The sequence below is a fragment of the Variovorax sp. OV329 genome (assembly GCF_900114785.1).
Classification (GTDB): domain Bacteria; phylum Pseudomonadota; class Gammaproteobacteria; order Burkholderiales; family Burkholderiaceae_C; genus Variovorax.
The window spans coordinates 37,601-55,999 of the sequence record NZ_FOUG01000016.1 but is presented as its reverse complement, the minus strand read 5'-3'; the positions used below and the strand labels follow the sequence as shown (position 1 = coordinate 55,999).

Here is an 18,399-nt window from a genome sequence, read left to right as displayed (position 1 = left end):
ATGAAGAGCTTGATGACGAAGTCCCTGACCCGCTGCGCGGTCGCCCTGGCCGTGATGGCCGCCGCCGCATCCGCCGCGCTCGCTGCGGACCTGAAGGTGGGGCTGAGCGTCTCGCTCTCCGGGCCCAACTCCTCGCTGGGCGTGCCTTACTCCAAGGGCATGGCGGCAGCGCAGGCCTACAAGGGCGAGATCAACGGCCGCAAGGTGCAGCTCGTGGTGCTGGACGACGGCAGCGACCCCACCACCGCCGGGCGCAACGCGCGCAAGCTGATCGAGGAAGAGAAGGTCGACATCATCATGGGCACCTCCGGCGTGCCCGCCGCCATCGCCATGGCACAGGTGGCCAAGGAAACCAAGACGCCCATGATCGGCCTGACGCCGATCGCGCTCGACCCGGCCGACAACCCATGGGTGGTGACGGTGGCGCAGCCCACGCAGCTCATGGTGGACGCGGTGGTGGACCGCATGGTCCGCAACAACGTGAAGACGGTGGGCTACATCGGCTTCACCGACGCCTGGGGCGACCTGGTCTACGACGCGCTCAACAAGGCCACCGCCAAGGCCGGCATCAAGGTGGTGAGCAACGAGCGCTATGCGCGCGCCGATGCCTCGGTCACCGGCCAGGTGCTGAAGATCGTGGCCCTCAAGCCCGACGCGGTGATGACCGGCGGCGCGGGCACGCCCGGCGCGCTGCCCTTCCTGGCGCTGCAGGAGCGCGGCTACAAGGGCGGCATCTACGGCCAGCACGGCCTGATCAACCCCGACTTCGTGCGCGTGGCCGGCCCCTCGGGTCAGGGCGCGCTGATGCCCACCGGCCCGATCATCGTGGCCGAGCAACTGCCGGCCGACTACCCGACCAGGAAGATCGGCCTGGACTTCCGCAACGCCTTCCAGAAGGTCAACAACGCGCCCACCTCGGACGCCTTCTCGGCCTACTCCTTCGACGGCTGGATGGTCTTCGCCGACGCCGCCGCGCGCGCCAAGGGCGAGCCCGGCACGCCGGAATTCCGCGCTTCGCTGCGCGACGCCATCTTCTCCACCAAGGAGGTGGTGGGCGTGCATGGCGTCTACAGCTTCAAGCCGGGGAACCTGTACGGCGTGGACGACCGCGCCCGGGTGATCGTCAAACTGGACAACGGCCAGTGGAAGCTCGCTCCCTGAGCGTGATCACAGACGCAACGACCTGACTCACGAGAGGATTTGCAATGACATGGGACGTGGCACTCATCCTGGGCATCGATGGCCTGGCGAACGGTGCCGTTTACTTGCTCGCCGGCCTGGGACTGGTGCTCATCTTCTCGGTGACGCGCGTGGTCTTCGTGCCCTTCGGCGACGTGGCGGCTTTTGCCGCGCTGACGCTGGCGGCGTTCGAAACGAACCGCATGCCGCCCACCATCGGCCTGGTGCTGACGCTGGCGGTGCTGGCCTTGCTCACCGAGGTGGGGTCGCTGATCCGCCGCGGCGAGCAACGGCAGATTCCGAAGGCGCTCCTGCTGTGGGGCGTGCTTCCCGCCGTACCGTGCCTGCTGGCCTGGCTGGCGGCGCGCGCCGGCGTGCCGGCCTCGCTGCAGATCGTGGCCACCGTGCTGCTGGTGGTGCCCATCGCGCCGCTGCTGGCGCGCGTGGTCTACCAGCCCATCGCCGATGCCTCGGTGCTGGTGCTGCTGATCGTCTCGCTGGCGCTGCACTTCCTGCTGTCGGGCCTGGGCCTGCTGTTCTTCGGCCCCGAAGGCTCGCGCACCGCGCCGCTGGCCAGCGGCACGCTCGCCCTGGGCGACGGCTTCACGGTGAGCGGGCAGGTGATGCTGATGGTGGCCTCGGCCATCGTGCTCAGCGGCCTGTTCTTCCTGGTGTTCGAGCGCACGGTGGCCGGCAAGGCGCTGCGCGCCACGGCGGTGAACCGCGTGGGCGCGCGGCTGGTGGGCATCCGCCCGGCGCGCACCGCCATGCTGGCCTATGGCAGCGCTTCGCTGCTGGCGGGCCTGATCGGCGTGCTGATCGCACCGGTCACCACCATGTACTACGACTCGGGCTTCATCATCGGACTGAAGGCCTTTGTGGCCGCCATCATCGGCGGCCTGGTGAGCTACCCGATGACGGCCGTCGGCGCCATCGCCGTGGGCCTGGTGGAAAGCTTCGCGTCGTTCTGGAGCGGCGCGCTCAAGGACGTGATCGTGTTCAGCCTGCTGATCCCGGTGCTGATGCTGCGCAGCTTCCTCACCGTGCATGCGGATGAAGACGAAGAAGAGGTGGACCAATGAGCGCCGTACAACCGCCTGTACAGGGCATGGTGCCCGACACAAAAGCCGGGGGAGAAAACAAGATGAATCGAATCTCCCGCTTCCGAATGCTGATCGCGCTGGTCGTCGCCGCGATTGCGCTGGCCCCGCTGGTGCTGGGCAACTTCAGCGTCTCGCTGCTCAACGACATCGGCATCGGCACCCTGGTGGCGCTGGGGCTGGTGCTGCTCACTGGCGTGGGCGGAGCCACCTCCTTCGGGCAGGCGGCCTTCGTGGGCATCGCGGCCTATTCCACGGCCTGGCTGACGACCGCGCACGGCATGTCGCCCTGGATCGGCCTGGCCTTCGCGCTGGCGCTCACCGGCCTGTCGGCGCTGGCCATCGGCATGCTGACGCTGCGGCTGGGCGGGCACTTCCTGCCGCTGTCGACCATCGCCTGGGGGCTGTCCATCGCGATGCTGTTCGGCAACGTGGATGCGCTGGGCCGGCACACGGGCCTCTCGAACATTCCGCCACTGTCCATCGGCAGCTTCTCGCTGGCGGACGCGCGGTCCATGTACTACCTGATCTGGCTCATCGTGGGGCTGGCCTTCCTGTTCAGCTACAACCTGATGGCCTCGCGGCCGGGCCGTGCCATCCGCAGCCTGCGCGGCGGCTCGATCCTGCTGGCCAGCGTGGGCGCGGATGCCTACAAGGTGCGCCTGTCGCTGTTCGTGCTGGCCGCCATCCTGGCGGGCCTGGCCGGCTGGCTCTACGCGCACATGAACCGCTTCGTGAGCCCGGCGCCCTTCGACGTGCGCGCCAGCATCGAGTACCTGCTGATGGCGGTGGCCGGCGGACTCGGCCAGCTGGCGGGCGCGGTGGTGGGTGCGGCCCTGGTGCTGGTGGCCAAGAACGCGCTGCAGGACGTGCTGCCGCTGCTCACGCAGCGTGCCGGCCAGCTCGAGGCGATCACCTTCGCTGCGCTGTTCATCCTGCTGCTGCACTTCGCGCGCGGCGGCCTGATGGGCTTCCTGCGCCGCATCACCAAGGGGCGGCTGCAGGCACCGCAGTCGGCCGACAAGCTGGGCGAGCCTGCCGCGCCGCTGGCGCACCGCGAGCTGCCCAGGCGCGGCACGCAGATCCTGTCGGTGCAGGGCGTCGTCAAGCGCTTCGGCGGCCTGGTGGCGGTGAACGACGTGAGCTTCGACGTGAACGCGGGCGAGATCGTGGGCCTCATCGGCCCTAACGGCGCGGGCAAGTCGACCATGTTCAACCTGCTGACCTGCACGCTGCCCATGAGCTCGGGCAAGGTGCGCTTCCTGGAGCGCGACATCGCCGGCATGCCGCAGCGCGACGTGGCCCGGCTGGGCCTGGCGCGCACCTTCCAGCACGTGAAGCTGCGCCCGCACATGAGCCTGCTGGACAACGTGGCGCTGGGCGCGCATTCGCGCACCCGCTCGGGCATGCTCAAGGCCGGCCTGCGCCTGGACCGCGAGGAAGAGCGCCAGATCCTGCACGAGGCCAGGCGCCAGCTGGACCGCATCGGCCTGGGCGACCGCGCCGACGAGCTGGCGGGCAGCCTGCCGCTGGGCACGCAGCGCATCCTGGAGATTGCTCGCGCGCTGGCCGCCGACCCGGTGCTGCTGGTGCTGGACGAACCCGCCGCCGGCCTGCGCCGCAAGGAGAAGATGGCGCTGGGCGACCTGCTGCGCAAGCTGCGCGAGGAGGGCGTGACCATCCTCATCGTCGAACACGACATGGACTTCGTGATGAGGCTGGTGGACCGCCTGGTGGTGATGAACTTCGGCTCCAAGCTCGTGGAGGGCGTGCCGGCCGCGGTGCGCGCCGACGAGCGTGTGCAGGCCGCCTACCTGGGGAGCGTGGCATGAGCGCCAACGACAAGAAGAGCACGCCGATGCTGGAAATCGGCGACCTGCATGTTTCCTACGGCCAAGTGGACGCGGTGCGCGGCGTGTCGCTGTCGCTCAATGCCGGCCAGATCATCTCGGTGATCGGCCCCAACGGCGCGGGCAAGACCACGCTGCTGGCCGCGGCCATGGGCCTGTTGCCCTCCAAAGGCGTGCTGCGCTTCGAAGGCGAGGACCTGCACACCCTGGACGTGGAAGCGCGCGTGGAGCGCGGCCTGTGCCTGGTGCCGGAGAAGCGCGAGCTCTTCGGCGAACTCACCGTGCTCGACAACCTGCAGCTGGGTGCCTATTCCAAGCGCTTGTCCAGCGACGCGCTGCGCAAGCGCCTGCAGTGGGTGTACGAGCGCTTCCCGCGCCTGGCCGAGCGCCGCTCGCAACGGGCCAACACGCTCTCGGGCGGCGAGCGCCAGATGCTGGCGGTAGGCCGCGCGCTGATGTCGCAGCCGCGCCTGCTGATGCTGGACGAACCCAGCCTGGGCCTGGCGCCGCTGATCGTGCGGGACATCCTCACGATCGTGCGCAAGCTGCGCGACGACGGCGTCTCCATCCTGCTGGTGGAGCAGAACGCGCGTGCCGCACTGGAGAGCTCGGACGAAGGCTATGTGCTGGAGACCGGCGAGATCGCGCTGCACGGGCAGTCGCAATCACTGGCAAGCGACCCGCGCGTGCAGGCCACCTACCTGGGCGGGGCCACGCACGACGATGACTGACTACGACGTCCTGCCGGCGGCGCGGCGCACGATTCCCGGGATGCTGCGCCGGCAGGCCGCGCGCTTCGGCGACCGGCCCGCCATGGCCATCGGCGAGCTGCGCTGGACCCATGCGCAGGCCGTGTCGAAGGTGGCGCGCCGCGCCGCGCTGCTGCAGCGCGCCGGCGTGCAGCGCGGCGACCGTGTGGCGCTCATGTGCGGCAACCGTGTCGAATGCCTGGAGACCTTCCTGGCCTGCGGCTGGATGGGCGCGGCGGCGGTGCCGATCAACACGGCCGCCATGGGGCCGCAGATCCAATATTTCCTGGCCAACAGTGGCGCACGCCTGCTGCTGATCGAGGATGCCTTCGTCGAGCGCCTGGACGCTGCCGACCTGTCGCAGTGCGCGCTGCAGACCACCTGGGTGGTGGGCGAGAAGGGCAGCTATCCGGACGCGGCCGATGTGCCCGAAGCCGAGGCGGCGGACGTGGGCCCTGGCGACCTGCTGGCCATTCTCTATACCTCGGGCACCACCGGACCGTCCAAGGGGGTGACCTGCCCGCATGCGCAGTTCTACTGGTGGGGCGAGAACACCGCGCGCATCCTGGGCGTGGAGGGCGGCGACGTGCTGGCCACCACCTTGCCGCTGTTCCACATCAACGCGCTCAACACCTATGCGCAGGCAGCGCTGACCGGCGCCGAGGTGGTGTTCCTGCCGCGCTTCTCGGCCTCGGGCTTCTGGCCGGCCATGCAGGCCTGCGGGGCCACCGTGGTCTACCTGCTGGGCGCGATGGTGCCGATCCTGCTGGCGCAGCCGGAAGGCGAGGGCGAGCGCGGCCACCGCGTGCGCATCGGCCTCGGCCCGGGCGTGCCGCTCGCGGCCGGCCAGGCCTTCCGCCAGCGCTGCGGCGTGCAGTTGCTGGAAGGCTACGGCTCCACCGAAACCAACTTCGTCATCGCCAGCCGCCCCGATGCGCCGCGCGGCGGCGTGATGGGCTGGCTGCAGCCCGGCTTCGAGGCCCGCGTGGGCGATGCAGACGACGGCGCGCTGCCGGACGGCGAGGCGGGCGAGCTGCTGCTGCGCGCCAGCGAGCCCTTCGTCTTCGCCAGCGGCTACTTCAACATGCCGGACAAGACCGAAGAGGCATGGCGCAACGGCTGGTTCCACACCGGCGACCGCGTGGTGCGAGAGCCCGATGGCGCATTCCGCTTCATCGACCGCACCAAGGACGCGATCCGCCGGCGCGGCGAGAACATCTCTTCGTACGAAGTGGAGCAGGTGCTGCTGAGCCATCCTTCAGTGGCCACGGTGGCGGTATTTCCCGTGCAGTCCGAGCTGGCGGAAGACGAGGTGATGGCCTCGCTGATCGCGCGCCCTGGCGAGCGCATCGATCCGCAGGAGCTGGCCCGCTACTGCGAGGCGCGCCTGCCTTACTTCGCCATTCCGCGTTACGTGGATGTGGTGGACGAACTGCCCCGCACCGAGAACGGAAAGATCCAGAAATTCAAGCTGCGCGAACGCGGCGTGACGCCCAGCACCTGGGACCGCACGCCCGGCGGCGCGGCCAGAAGGCCCGCAGCCCGCGCGGCCTAGGGAGAGACAAGCCATGACAGAGACAAGCAAGGGCCTGCAGGGTCGGCACGTGGTCGTGACCGGCGCGGCGCGCGGTATCGGCGCGGCCATCGCGCGCAGCCTGGCGGCCGAAGGCGCGCGCCTGAGCCTGATGGGCCGTCGGCGCGAGCCGCTGCAGCAACTGGCCGACACCCTGCCCGGCGAGCACGCCGTGGTGATGGCCGACGTGGCCGATGCGGATTCGGTGAGCGCCGCCTTCGCGCAGGCACGCGCCGCGCTGGGCCCCGTGGCCATCCTGGTCAACAACGCCGGCCAGGCCGAGAGCGCGCCCTTCCACAAGACCTCGCTGCAGTTGTGGCAGCAGATGATCGCCGTGAACCTCACCGGTAGCTTCCTGTGCGCGCAGGCTGCGCTGCCCGACATGCTGAACGCGAAATGGGGCCGCATCATCAACATCGCCAGCACCGCGGGGCAGAAGGGCTACCCCTACGTCAGCGCCTACGTGGCGGCCAAGCACGGCGTGGTGGGCCTCACGCGCTCTCTGGCGCTGGAGGTGGCGAAGAAGGGCGTCACGGTCAATGCCGTGTGCCCCGGCTACACCGAGACCGACATCCTGCGCGAAAGCATCGCCAACGTGGTGGCCAAGACCGGCCGCAGCCCGGAAGAAGCGATGGCCGAGTTCGCCGCCGGCAACCCGCAGCAGCGCATCGTGCAGCCCGAGGAAGTGGCCGATGCGGTTCTCTGGCTGTGCGGTGTCGCGGCGGGCTCCATCAACGGGCAGTCCATCTCGGTCTCGGGCGGAGAAGTGATGTGACGCAGCCGGTCTTCGCGCGCGAGCGGCTGATCCGCTTTTCCGACTGCGACCCGGCGGGCATCGTTTTCTATCCGCAGTACTTCGTGATGTTCAACGGCCTGGTGGAAGACTGGGTCGACGAAGGCCTGGGCATCGGCTTTCGCCGCCTCGTGATCGAGCGCCGGACCGGCCTGCCGACGGTGCGACTGGAGGCGGATTTCCGCGCCGTGAGCCGGATGGGCGACCGCGTCGAACTCGCGCTGAGCGTGGAGCGCCTGGGCAGCCGCTCCATCACGCTGGACTCGCGCTGCACCAGCCGTGACGATGGCGAGCTGCGCATGCAGATGCGGCAGGTGCTGGTGTGCACCTCGCTGCAGACGCATCAGGCGATCGAGGTGCCGGCCGACATGCGCGAGGCGATCGCGCAAAAGTTCAGCTAGCTCGCAGCGCCTTGGCGCCCTGCGCCGACGGACCGTTGCGCCTCGTTCTCGAGGCGTATCGCTTCATCGAAGTTCGACAGGCCGACCTGGTTCAAGACGCGCTTGAACTTGCTCGCGACTGTCGGCTGCAAGGACGCGAGCTTCTTCGCCATCAGGTCCGAGGCCGTTTCCAGTTCTTCCGGCGCGACCACCTTCCACACCAGGCCCCAGGCGCAAGCCTGCTCCGCGCTGAACTCCTCGCCCAGCAGCGTCAGCGCCTTGGCGCGTGACAGGCCGGCGTAGGCGGGGAGGGTGGCGCTCAGCCCGCCCGTGACGAACACGCCGAGCGACGCTTCCGGCAGCTTGAAGCGGCTGCTGCTCGCCGCGACGGCGATGTCGGCGTTGAGCATCCATTCGAACCCGCCGCCGATGGTCCAACCGTGGACTGCGAACAGCACTGGCTTGTCGAGCCGCACGAGGGCGGCGGAGACGGCCTGGACGAGCACCAGGTCGCGTTCCGTCGGTGGCGCGCTCACGTCGCGGCCGGCGCAGAAGGCCCTGCCGTTGCCGCGCACGCGCAGTGCCCGCACCTCGGGGTCCTTGGCGGCGGCATCCAGTGCATCGAGCAAGGCTTGCGCAAGCTCGTTGTCGATGGCGTTGAGCTTGTCGGGGCGGTCGAGCGTCAGCGTCATCACGCCATCGCCCACCTCGGTCAGGAGCGTCGACTGGGTCATGCGCTGCATTGTGCAGGGCGAAGCCCCGGGCCGAGCAGGTCTATGGCTTCGGCGCCGCCGCGGCTTCGATGAAGGTCGAGTCCGACGCCGGCAACGCCTCGTCGATCACGCTGGCGGGCTCCGCCGGCGGAAGCGAGAGTTGCTCCACCACGCGAACGCGGCGAACCACCAGTTCGTCGATCTCGAGGCGCCGGATCCGCACCCGCCCGATGAACAGCCGGCCGATGGCCAGCGCACCGATGGCCAGGGCACCGGCGGCTACCGCACCCATCGCGAGCGAACCCGTGGCGGCGGCCCCGATGGCCTGGGCGCCCGTCGCGACAGCGGGCAACTTCCGGACGCGTGCGGACTTCGAGCTCATCAATTTCATCGCGACTCCTGGAGAAGGCGGGAGCCCGACTCTACACACAGCTCACCAGTTCCAGAGCGTTCCGTCGTGCTGCAGCCGGTTCACCGGCAGGTAGGCGCGTTTGTAGGGGTACTTGGCCGCCAGCGCCTCGTCGATTTCCACGCCGTGGCCGGCCACGTCGCCCGGGTACAGCATGCCGTCCTGGAAGGTATAGGCATGCGGGAACACCGCGTCGGTTTCCGGCGTGTGGCGCATGTACTCCTGGATACCGAAATTCGGCACCCACAAGTCGAAGTGCAATGCGGCGCCCATGCACACCGGCGACAGGTCGGTCGCGCCGTGGCAGCCGGTGCGCACCTGGTAGAGCGAGGCCAGGTCCGCGATGCGGCGCAGCTGGGTGATGCCGCCCGCGTGGACCACGGTGGTGCGGATGTAGTCGATCAGCTGGTTCTCGATCAGGCCCTTGCAGTCCCAGATGCTGTTGAAGATCTCGCCCACCGCCAGCGGCGTGGTGGTGTGCTGGCGGATCAGGCGGAAGGCGTCCTGGTTCTCGGCCGGCGTCGCGTCTTCCATCCAGAACAGGCGGTAGGGCTCCAGGTCCTTGCCCAGGCGCCCGGCCTCGATGGGCGTGAGGCGGTGATGCACGTCGTGCAGCAGGTGGTGGTCGAAGCCCAGCTTCTCGCGGATGCGCTCGAAGAGTTGCGGCGTGTGGCGCAGGTACTTCTCGGTGGACCAGTCGTGCTCGGAGGGCAGGTCGGCATCGGCCGGCTCGTAGAACAGCGTGCCCTTGCCCACGCCGTAGACCTTCTCCAGCCCCGGCACGCCGCTTTGCGCGCGGATGGCCTTGTAGCCGGCGTCGGCGTAACGCAGCACCTCGTCCACGGTGTGCTCGATGTCGCTGCCGTTGGCATGGCCGTAGACCATCACGCCGGTGCGGCTCTTGCCCCCCAGCAACTGGTACAACGGCAGGCCGGCGGCCTTGGCCTTGATGTCCCACAGGGCGGTGTCGACCGCGGCGATGGCGCTCATGGCGACCGGGCCGCGCCGCCAGTAGGCGCCCTTGTAGAGAAACTGCCAGATGTCCTCGATCTGGTGGGCGTCGCGCCCGATCAGGCAGGGAATGACGTGGTCGCTGAGATAGGAGGCGACCGACAGCTCGCGGCCGTTGAGCGTGGCATCGCCGATGCCGGTCAGGCCTTCGTCGGTCTCGATCTTGAGCGTCACGAAGTTGCGGCCGGGGCTGCAGACGATGACGCGGGCGTTGGTGATCTTCATGGCAATTCGAAGTGTTGGGGGGAGGAGGATTCGTTCGTTCAGCCGTTCCAGCCGAGGTGGCCCAGGAAGTCGCGCGTGCGCTCGACCGTGGGGTTGTCGAAGATCTGCGACGGTGGGCCCTGCTCGATGATGGCGCCCGACTCGAACACGACCACCCAGTCGGCCACGCGGCGCGCAAAGCCCATCTCGTGGGTGACGACGATCATGGTCATGCCCTCCTGCGCGAGCTTCTGCATCACGCTGAGCACTTCGCCGACGGTCTCGGGGTCCAGTGCGGAAGTGGGCTCGTCGAAGAGCATCACCTCCGGCTCCATGGCCAGCGCGCGGGCGATGGCCACGCGCTGCTGCTGCCCGCCCGAGAGGTTGGCCGGGAAGTTGCCGGCCTTGCTGCCCAGGCCTACCTTCTCCAGCAGTGCCTGCGCCCGATTGCGCGCCTCGTCCTCGCGCATGCCCAGCACGGTGATGGGGCCCATGGCCACGTTGTCCAGCGCCGACTTGTGAGGGAAGAGCTCGAAGCTCTGGAACACCATGCCCATGCGCCGGCGCACCTGGCGCACCTCGGATTCGCGCTTGGGCAGCGGCACGCCGTCGACCAGCACCTGGCCGCCGTCGATGGTCTCCAGCGCGTTGGTGCAACGCAGGAGCGTGGACTTGCCCGAGCCCGAGGGCCCGATCAGGCACATGACCTCGCCCTTGTGCACCTGCAGCGACACGCCCTGCAGCGCAACGAAGTCGCCGTACAGCTTGCGCACCTTCTCGTAGACCAGCACCGGCGGCTGGTCGGCATTCTTGCGGGCCGCGGAGGCGGCAGCAGCGTTGGCGTTCATTCCTTCACTCCATAACGGCGGTGGATCCAGTCCACCAGCTTGGCTTGCGGATAGCCCATGAGCCAGTAGATGACGGCCATGGCGGTGAGCATTTCCAATACGCGGAAGGTCTGGGCGCGCACCTGCATGGCGCTGTAGGCCAGCTCGCCCACGGCGATCACCGAGACCAGCGAGGTGTCCTTGAACAGCGAGATCCAGGTGCTGGCGATCACCGGCAGGATGCGGCGCACCGCCTGCGGGATCACCACTTTGAACATGGCCTGTCGGCGCGACATGCCCATGGCCAGGGCTGCTTCCATCTGGCCCTTGCGGATGGAGTTGATGCCGGCCCGGAAGGTCTCGGCGTTGTAGGCCGACACGTTGCACACCAGTGCCACCAGTGCGGTGGTGAGTGGCGAGAACTGCACGTCGGCCGCCATGGGCAACACGTAGAACACCCAGTAGATGACCAGGATCAGCGGCAGGTTGCGGAAGAACTCCACGAAGGCGAGCGACAGGTTGCGCAGCAGCGGGTTGGCCGAAAGGCGCATCAGCGCCAGCACGATGCCGCCCGGCACCGCCAGCAGCATGGTTGCCACGGTAAGCCCCACGGTGAGCGCGGCGCCGTGCAGCAGGGCCTCGCGGTGTGTCCAGACGACGGACCAGTCGAATTGCATGGTGTTCGTCCTCGCCTCAGGAGCGGCCCAGGTGGGCCACGCGCTGGTACAGCCGGTCCACGCCGCGGGTGACCGGGAACAGGATGCAGAAGTAGGCGACCATCACCGCGGTGAACACCTCCACCGGCCGGTAGCTCTGGCCGGCCACGGTCTCGGCGCTGTGCATCAGCTCGGGCACGGCGATCACGGTGGCGATGGCCGTGTCCTTGATCGCCAGCGTGAGGATGGAGCCGAAGGCCGGCAGCATGCGGATGGTCGCCTGCGGCAGCACCACCTTGCGCAGCAGCTGCGCGCGCGACATGCCCAGCGCCAGCGCGGCGCGCGTCTGGCCCGGGCGGACCGACTCGATGCCCGCGCGCATCACCTCGGCCGCATAGGCGGCGATGTGCAGCGTCAGCGCCACCAGCGCCGCCCAGAAGGGCGGCAGCGTGATGCCGATCAGGATCGGGAAGGCGAAGTACATCCACACCAGCACCACCAGCACCGGGATGGCGCGCATGGTGTCGATGTAGAACACCAGCACCCGCCGCAGCCAGTTCGGCCCGTACAGCCGGCCCAGTGCGATGAACAGGCCCGCCAGCAGACTGGTGAGCGCGCTGATGATGCTCAGCGCGATGGTCACGCCCAGCCCGCTGGCGAAGAAGCGCCAGTTGTCCGCGATGGGGGAGAAGTCGAGGTCCATGCTACTTGAGGTTCTTCGTCGCCTCGCGCTCTTCCTGCGAGAGCGCGGGCTGCATGCGCTGCGCCACCGCGCGCAGCCAGTCGAGGTAGACCTTCTGGTCCTTGGCCACGCCCATGCCGGTGTCCAGCTGGAAGATCTTGCTGTCCTGGCAGTCGTTCTCCGACGGGAACACCGCCAGGCCCTTCACCTTCTTGCTGATGTTGGGCCAGAGCATTCGGTTGAGCGGCGCGGCATCGGAGCGGCCGGCCAGCACTTCCTCGATGGGCGCCACCGAGCCGGAGTTGGTCACGCCGCGCAGCGTGGCCTTGCCGAAGGTCTGCTTCATCAGCGGCTCCTCGCCGGCGCCGGAGAAATAGGCCAGGGTCACGTCCGCCTTGTTGAAGTCTTCCAGCGACTTCGCGCCGGTGAACTTCGGGTTGTTCGCGCGGCCGAACATGCACACGCCGGTGTTGGAGAAGGTGACGAAGTCGATGATCCTGGCGCGCTCGGCCGTCTCGTTCAGCGGGCCGATCATGACGTCCATCTGGTTGGCCACCAGGGCCGGCACCTTGGTCTCGTGGCTGACCATCACCGGCTCGAGCTTCACGTCCAGGAGCTTGGCGAATTCCTTGCCCAGCGTCCACGACGGGCCCGACCACGGCTCGCCGCTGCCGGTGGTGTTCTGCGTGAGCCAGGGCGGGTTGTTGACCACGCCCACCCGCAGCACGCCGGCCTTGCGGATGGCGTCGATGCGCGGGCTGGCGCCGGGCGCCGGCGGGGTCTGCGCCATGGCCGCCGTAGCGGCGAAGGCGAGTGCGGCCGAGACGATGGCGCGCAGGGTGATGCTGCTTGTTGTCTTCACGTGAGTCTCCCTTTTGGAAAAAATGGGTGAGGCTGTCCCTCAGCGCCGGCACGCGCCGCTGTTGGCTTGTCTTGAAGTGAATGGCTTGGGGCAGGCGCCCCCGCGCATCAGGGCTGGGCCTGGACCACGCGCGCCTCGTCGGCGTCCAGCTTGGGCTTCAGGGTCTTGGCGACCTGGCGCAGCCACTCGAGGTAGGCGCCCTGGTTCTTGTCGACCGCCAGGCCCACGGGCGAGGCCTTCTCGGTGCTGTGCTGGCAGTTGTCGGCCTGCGGGAGCACCGCGAGGCCCTTCACCTTGCGCTGCAGGCCCACCCACGGCACGCGGTTGATGGGCGCCGCGTCGGCCCGCCTGGCCATGACCTCTTCGACGGGTGCCGTGGCGCCCGAGCTGGCCACCGCGCGCAGCTTCGCCTTGGGGAAGCGCTCCTTGACCCAGTTCTCCTCGGCGCCGCCGGTGAAGTAGGCGATGGTCACCTCGGGGTTGTTCAGCTCGTCGACCGAGGTGGCCTTGGAGAAGCGCGCGTTGTCCGCGCGGCCGAACATGCAGATGCTGGTGCTGGAGTACAGGACGAAGTCCACCACCTTGAGCCGTTCCGGCGTCTCGCCCAGCGGGCTGATGGTCATGTCGACCTGGTTGGCCGCGAGCACCGGCACCTTGGTCTCGTGCGACACGGCCACGGTGCGCAGCTTCACGCCCAGCAGGCGCGCGTACTCGTTGGCCAGCAGCCAGGCCGGGCCGCTCCAGGGCTCGCCGTTTCCGCTGGTGTTCTCCAGCAGCCAGGGCGCGTTCTGCAGCACGCCCACGCGCAGCTCGCCGGCCTTGCGGATGGCGTCGATGCGCGGGCTGGCGCCGGCCGCAGGAGGCGTCTGGGCTGTGGCAAGAAGGGGCACGGCGCCCGCGAAGGCCAGGGTGGCGCAGGCGAGGGCGCGGCGCAGGCGCAGGCGGCGGTCAGGCTGGGCAATGGAAGGCACGGCTTGTCTCCTGTTGGAATTGGGAATCGGCCTGGGCGCGCGGCTTCTTGTCTCTTCAGCGCCAGGCCTGGGTGAACTCGGTGATCACGCGCTCGATGTGCGCGCGCATGGCGGCACGGGATGCATCCGCGTCGCGCGCGAGCAGCGCGTTGAAGATGCGCTGGTGGTCCGCGTGGGAGGCCAGGCGCAGCTCGGGCGTGTGGAAGTGGTGCTCGATCTTGGTCCAAATGGGGCCGCGGGCCTGGGCCCACAGCGCCGTGACCATCTGCATCAGCACGCTGTTGCCTGTGGATTCGGCGATGCGCACGTGGAACAGTCGATCGGCCTCGGCATTGGCCTCCTTGTTGTCCATCTGCTCGTACATCTCGGTGAGCGCCGAGAAGATGCGGTCCAGGTCCGAGTCCTTGCGCACCTCGGCGGCCTGGCCAGCGATCTCGGCCTCGATCAGGCAGCGCGCGCGCAGCAGCTCGAAGGGGCCGGGCTCGGTGGCGGGCATGAAGGGGGTGACGACCGGGTTCCTGCCGGGCGTCTGCGAGACGTATACGCCGGAACCGCCGCGCACCTCGACCACGCCCTGGATCTCCAGCGAGATGGTGGCCTCGCGCACCGCCGTGCGGCTGACGTCGAAGCGCTCGGCCAGCACCCGCTCGGCCGGAAGCCGTTCGCCCGGCTTGATCTCGCCCTGGCGGACCAGCTCCATGATCTGCGCTGCCAGGCGCAGGTAGGAGCGCTCGCCCACCTTGGAAGGGCCGTCCGCCTGCGCATTGCCGGGAATGAGCTTGAGGTTCATGTTCGGAAGTGGTTGGACCAATTATTTGATTGGTGGGCCATAAGGCCCATAGTGGTTTACCAGAACAAGGATTGGTCGGTCCGGCGATCTAATCTGCGTCTCAGCTCTCCAACGCCGGTTTTGCCCCATGTCCTTGCCTATTCTCGATTCTTGCCGTCTGAGCTTACTGCCTGCCCGGGCGCTCGACACGGGCGCTGAAGTGGTCCTACCAGATTCAGGCCGCGCTGGCGTGCAGGCAGGTGTGGTGCACCTGGGGCTGGGCGCCTTCCACCGGGCCCACCAGGCGCTGGTCTACGAGCGACTGATCGCCGGTGGCGACCTGCGCTGGGGCGTGGTCGGCGTGGCGATGCGCAGCACGCAGCTCGCGGACGCATTGGCGGCACAGGACGGGCTGTACTCGGTGCAGATCGCGGATGCACGATCGGTGCGCTGGCAGGTGCCGGGCGCGCTGCTGCGCACCTGCGTGGCGGCGCGCGAGCGGCAGCAGGTGGTCGGCGCGATCTCAGCGCCTTCGACCCGATGGATCACCTTGACCGTGACCGAGAAAGGCTATGCGCCGGACCTGGCGGCGCTGATCGTCGACGGCCTGGCGCAGCGCAGGGCGGCGGGGCTGCCCGGCGTCACCGTGGCCTCCTGCGACAACCTCTCGGACAACGGCCGCAAGCTGCAGGCGCTGTGCCTCGTCGAGGCGGCATCGCGCGATGCGAAGCTGGCCGGCTGGATCGAGTCGCAATGTGCCTTCCCCAACAGCATGGTCGACCGTATCGTGCCGGCATCCACCGAGGCGCAGCATGCCGCGGCTCGGGCGGCCCTGGGCGTCGAGGACCAGGGCGCCCTCAGCACCGAGGCCTTCTGGGAATGGGTAATCGAGCGGCGCATGGCCGACCCGTCGGATGCCTCGCTGCTGGCCAGTGTCGGCGTCACGGTGGTGGACGAGGTCAAGACCTTCGAGGACGCCAAGCTGCGCATGCTCAACGGCAGCCACACGGCGCTGGCCATGATCGGCGCGGTGCAGGGTTGGGCCACGATCGCCGACGGCATGGCGCTGCCGGAAGTGCGCCGCTTCGTGCATGCCTTCATCACGCGCGTGGCCATGCCCGGCCTCGCGCGGCCCGGGCTGCCCGCGTACCGCGACGCGCTGCTGGAGCGCTTCGCCAATCCGCACCTGCATCACCGTGCGCACCAGATCGCCAGCGACAGCTCGCTGAAGATCCCGCTGCGCTGGGGACCGGCGCTGGCGGAAGGCCTGGCAGCCGGCCGCGAGCTGGAACCACTGGCGCTGGCCTGCGCCGCATGGATGCGCTACCTGCGCGGCGAGGACGAAGCCGGGCAGGCGTACGCGATGTCCGATCCGCAGGCCGATGTATTGAAGGCGCTTGCCGGGGAGCACGCGGGCGATGCCGAAGGCACCGTGCGAGCCTTGCTGTCGGTGGCGTCGGTCTGGCCGGCGGGCTGTGCGGACGACCCCCGCTGGGCACCGCGCGTGCTGCATTGGTTGCGCCGCATCGAGACCGCCGGCACGCGCGCGGCGCTGGGCGAGGTCGTCGCTTCGGCCTGACGGGCTGCGCGCGGTCTGCGGCGCGAATCAGCCCGCGTCCAGCTCCGGATAGCGCCGGAAGATGCCTTGCTCGTTGAAGGCCAGGCGCCGCCGGCTCTTGAGGTAGTCGCGGATGCGCGGCAGGCGCCGAACGTTGTCGTGCAACTGCGCCACCAGCGGCCTCTCGGAAAGAGCAGCAGCCGCCGCCTTCGGAAAGGCATAGCGCAGCCCCTCGACCAGTTGGAACAGCGACAGGTCGGCATAGCTCAGCTGAGCGCCCACCAGGTGCGTGCCCGGCGCGTCGTTGCGCTCCAGCACCTGCTCGAACCAGGTCAGGAACTTGGGAATGCGGTGCGTGCAGAAGTCCTTCGCGCGTTCCAGCGCTGCGTCCTTCTGGTCCTCGTAGTAAAGCGAGGAGGAAATGGGGTGATGGCTGTCGTGCGCCTCGGACACCATGTCGGCGATGGTCAGCTGCAATTGGTGCGTCCACAGCACGTCGCGCTCGGTCTTGCCCACCAGCCCCAGGCGCGGACCCAGGTAGATCAGGATGGCGGCGGTCTGGCCGATGCAGAAGTCGCCGTGAACCAGGAAGGGCGGCGCGAAGGAGGGCGTGGGGTTGGACGCGTGCCGCAGGCGCCGCATCAGGGCGCCATCGCCGCCGCCCTCGGCCTCGGGCCCGCGCGCCACGTCCACGTAGGAGGCGCCGGCCGCTTCCAGTGCCAGCCGCACGAATTCGCCGCGGCCTTGAATGCCGGTCCAGTAGTGAAGCTCGTAGTCCGCCATGCTCGAATCCTCCCGCCAGGAACGGAAAGGGCGGACCTTACACGAGGCGCCAGCCGGCGCCTTGGTGCCTAGGACGGCCGCGCGTGGCGCAGCTCGTGCAGGCCGTACTTGCGGCCGTTGATGCGTTGCAGCATCCAGTAGCCGTCGGCCAGGGCTTCGGAATAGGAGGTGCTGGCGCGCGGGGCGCGCTCCAGGGTCTCGTAGTGGCCGTCGTGCTGCACGTCTTCGTGGATGACCCAGAAATAGCAACCGTCCTGCGGGCGCTCGACGGTGATGCCCATGAGGCGAGAGGTCATGGTGAACTCCTCCAAAGCATTATTTGAATACTTTGGTTTATAGAATCATCCGACCGAAAACAGAAGGGATTTGTTCACGTTGGGCCCGAGACTGTCTACTGGCCCTTGACCGCGACCTATTCGACGACCAGCCCCTTCAGCGCCGGGTCCGCCGGCGGCAGCTTCAGCTTCATGTCCTTGAGCGTCTTGATCAGCAGCTTGGCGATCATCAGGTTGCGGTGCGCCTTGCTGTCGGCTGGGACCACGTGCCAGGGCGCGTACTCGGTCGAGGTGGCGGCCAGGGCCTTCTCGTAGGCGCGCTGGTAGGCCGACCACTTCTTGCGCACCTCCAGGTCGGCGCGCGAGAACTTCCACTGCTTGCCCGGCGTGTCGATGCGCTCCTGCAGGCGCTCGCGCTGCTCGTCCTTGCTGATGTGCAGCATGCACTTGATGACGGTGGTGCCGGTCTCGGTGAGCATGCGCTCGAAGTCCTTGATCTGGCGGTAGCGCCGCTGCACCTCGGCCTTGTCGATGTACTCCTCCACCACCGGCACCAGCACGTCCTCGTAGTGGCTGCGGTTCCACACCATGAGCTGGCCTGTGGCGGGCACCACGGCATGGCAACGCCAGAGGTAGTCGTACGAGCGCTCAAGTTCGCTGGGCGCCTTGAAGGGCACCACCCGCACGCCCAGCGGCGAGGTGCGCGAGAACACCCAGCGGATGGTGCCGTCCTTGCCGCTGGTGTCCATGCCCTGCAGCACCAGCAGCAGCTTGCGCCGCCCCTCCGCATGCAGCAGGTTCTGCAGCTTGTCCAGCTCCGTGGCGAGCGCTTCGAGCTCTTCGCGCTGCGACTGCTCGCTGCCGCTGGCAAAGGGCGTGTCGTGCGGGTCGATCTTCGAGAGCTTGAACTTGTCGGAGCCCTTGGTAGGGACGCAGTAGGGCTTGAAACTGGCCATCGGTGCGTGGGGTCGATGAGTTGAGTTGCGCGCAAGGCTAGGGCCTCGCATGGCTTCGGGCAAGCCCGGCGGCGCCGGGACTCAGGTCAAACCCCGATC

The 18,399-nt window shown here is 68.6% G+C and carries 20 protein-coding genes; 8 read left to right on the top strand and 12 right to left on the bottom strand.

Translation table 11 applies throughout. From position 1 onward, the window contains the following. The 7 genes from BM345_RS22585 (at position 1) to BM345_RS22555 (ending at position 7,645) form a co-directional block, all read left to right on the top strand. Positions 1–1,161, top strand: coding sequence for an ABC transporter substrate-binding protein (locus tag BM345_RS22585; RefSeq protein ID WP_093383975.1), 1,161 nt, complete (start codon positions 1–3; stop codon positions 1,159–1,161). A 44-nt stretch (positions 1,162–1,205) separates the two neighbouring features. Next, a complete protein-coding gene (locus BM345_RS22580) occupies positions 1,206–2,261 on the top strand; it encodes a branched-chain amino acid ABC transporter permease (protein WP_093383973.1) in 1,056 nt (351 codons plus the stop codon). 62 nt (positions 2,262–2,323) lie between these two features. Beyond that, a complete protein-coding gene (locus tag BM345_RS22575) occupies positions 2,324–4,111 on the top strand; it encodes a branched-chain amino acid ABC transporter ATP-binding protein/permease (protein WP_093383970.1) in 1,788 nt (595 codons plus the stop codon). After that, positions 4,108–4,860 carry an ABC transporter ATP-binding protein gene (locus BM345_RS22570; RefSeq protein WP_254789911.1) on the top strand — a complete coding sequence of 251 codons (753 nt, stop codon included), beginning with the start codon at positions 4,108–4,110 and terminating at the stop codon, positions 4,858–4,860. The genes BM345_RS22575 and BM345_RS22570 overlap by 4 nt, the downstream gene beginning before the upstream one ends. Next, a complete protein-coding gene (locus BM345_RS22565) occupies positions 4,853–6,433 on the top strand; it encodes an ATP-dependent acyl-CoA ligase (protein ID WP_093383968.1) in 1,581 nt (526 codons plus the stop codon). Before BM345_RS22570 ends, BM345_RS22565 begins: the two co-directional genes overlap by 8 nt. Before the next feature lie 13 nt (positions 6,434–6,446). Beyond that, a complete protein-coding gene (locus BM345_RS22560; RefSeq protein ID WP_093383965.1) occupies positions 6,447–7,226 on the top strand; it encodes an SDR family NAD(P)-dependent oxidoreductase in 780 nt (259 codons plus the stop codon). Further along, positions 7,223–7,645: an acyl-CoA thioesterase gene (locus tag BM345_RS22555; RefSeq protein ID WP_093383963.1), complete on the top strand. Its 423-nt coding sequence runs from the start codon at positions 7,223–7,225 to the stop codon at positions 7,643–7,645. Before BM345_RS22560 ends, BM345_RS22555 begins: the two co-directional genes overlap by 4 nt. Here BM345_RS22555 and BM345_RS22550 read toward each other — a convergent pair. The 9 genes from BM345_RS22550 to BM345_RS22510 all read right to left on the bottom strand — a co-directional run bounded on the left by BM345_RS22550 (position 7,642) and on the right by BM345_RS22510 (position 14,749). Then, positions 7,642–8,358: an enoyl-CoA hydratase/isomerase family protein gene (locus tag BM345_RS22550; RefSeq protein WP_093383960.1), complete on the bottom strand. Its 717-nt coding sequence runs from the start codon at positions 8,356–8,358 to the stop codon at positions 7,642–7,644. The two genes, BM345_RS22555 and BM345_RS22550, sit on opposite strands and share 4 nt — an antisense overlap. Before the next feature lie 40 nt (positions 8,359–8,398). Next, positions 8,399–8,728: a hypothetical protein gene (locus tag BM345_RS30430; protein WP_217654022.1), complete on the bottom strand. Its 330-nt coding sequence runs from the start codon at positions 8,726–8,728 to the stop codon at positions 8,399–8,401. 42 nt (positions 8,729–8,770) lie between these two features. Continuing rightward, positions 8,771–9,982 (bottom strand): D-mannonate dehydratase ManD, encoded by a 1,212-nt coding sequence (manD, locus tag BM345_RS22540; RefSeq protein WP_093383958.1) that lies wholly within the window; start codon positions 9,980–9,982, stop codon positions 8,771–8,773. Between the two features lie 38 nt (positions 9,983–10,020). Next, on the bottom strand, positions 10,021–10,809 hold the full coding sequence (locus BM345_RS22535; RefSeq protein WP_093383955.1) for an amino acid ABC transporter ATP-binding protein: 789 nt from the start codon (positions 10,807–10,809) through the stop codon (positions 10,021–10,023). Continuing rightward, on the bottom strand, positions 10,806–11,465 hold the full coding sequence (locus tag BM345_RS22530; protein ID WP_093383952.1) for an amino acid ABC transporter permease: 660 nt from the start codon (positions 11,463–11,465) through the stop codon (positions 10,806–10,808). The genes BM345_RS22535 and BM345_RS22530 overlap by 4 nt, the downstream gene beginning before the upstream one ends. A 16-nt stretch (positions 11,466–11,481) precedes the next feature. Further along, a complete protein-coding gene (locus BM345_RS22525) occupies positions 11,482–12,147 on the bottom strand; it encodes an amino acid ABC transporter permease (RefSeq protein WP_093383949.1) in 666 nt (221 codons plus the stop codon). Between the two features lies 1 nt (position 12,148). Next, positions 12,149–12,916 carry a substrate-binding periplasmic protein gene (locus BM345_RS22520; protein WP_093384176.1) on the bottom strand — a complete coding sequence of 256 codons (768 nt, stop codon included), beginning with the start codon at positions 12,914–12,916 and terminating at the stop codon, positions 12,149–12,151. A 179-nt stretch (positions 12,917–13,095) separates the two neighbouring features. Beyond that, positions 13,096–13,896, bottom strand: coding sequence for a substrate-binding periplasmic protein (locus tag BM345_RS22515; RefSeq protein ID WP_254789930.1), 801 nt, complete (start codon positions 13,894–13,896; stop codon positions 13,096–13,098). 118 nt (positions 13,897–14,014) lie between these two features. Then, entirely contained in the window at positions 14,015–14,749 is a 735-nt protein-coding gene (locus BM345_RS22510) for a FadR/GntR family transcriptional regulator (RefSeq protein ID WP_093383946.1), read from the bottom strand. A gap of 229 nt (positions 14,750–14,978) precedes the next feature. On the opposite strand from BM345_RS22510, the gene BM345_RS22505 reads away from it, so the two are divergent. Beyond that, entirely contained in the window at positions 14,979–16,307 is a 1,329-nt protein-coding gene (locus tag BM345_RS22505; RefSeq protein ID WP_254789909.1) for a mannitol dehydrogenase family protein, read from the top strand. 27 nt (positions 16,308–16,334) lie between these two features. Here BM345_RS22505 and BM345_RS22500 read toward each other — a convergent pair whose 3' ends face one another. From BM345_RS22500 to BM345_RS22490, 3 genes are all read right to left on the bottom strand, one after another. Further along, positions 16,335–17,069 carry a glutathione S-transferase gene (locus BM345_RS22500; RefSeq protein ID WP_093383940.1) on the bottom strand — a complete coding sequence of 245 codons (735 nt, stop codon included), beginning with the start codon at positions 17,067–17,069 and terminating at the stop codon, positions 16,335–16,337. A 68-nt stretch (positions 17,070–17,137) separates the two neighbouring features. Beyond that, on the bottom strand, positions 17,138–17,365 hold the full coding sequence (locus BM345_RS22495; protein WP_139237593.1) for a hypothetical protein: 228 nt from the start codon (positions 17,363–17,365) through the stop codon (positions 17,138–17,140). Between the two features lie 116 nt (positions 17,366–17,481). Continuing rightward, positions 17,482–18,300, bottom strand: coding sequence for a PPK2 family polyphosphate kinase (locus tag BM345_RS22490; protein WP_093383934.1), 819 nt, complete (start codon positions 18,298–18,300; stop codon positions 17,482–17,484). Positions 18,301–18,399: the final 99 nt, after the last annotated feature.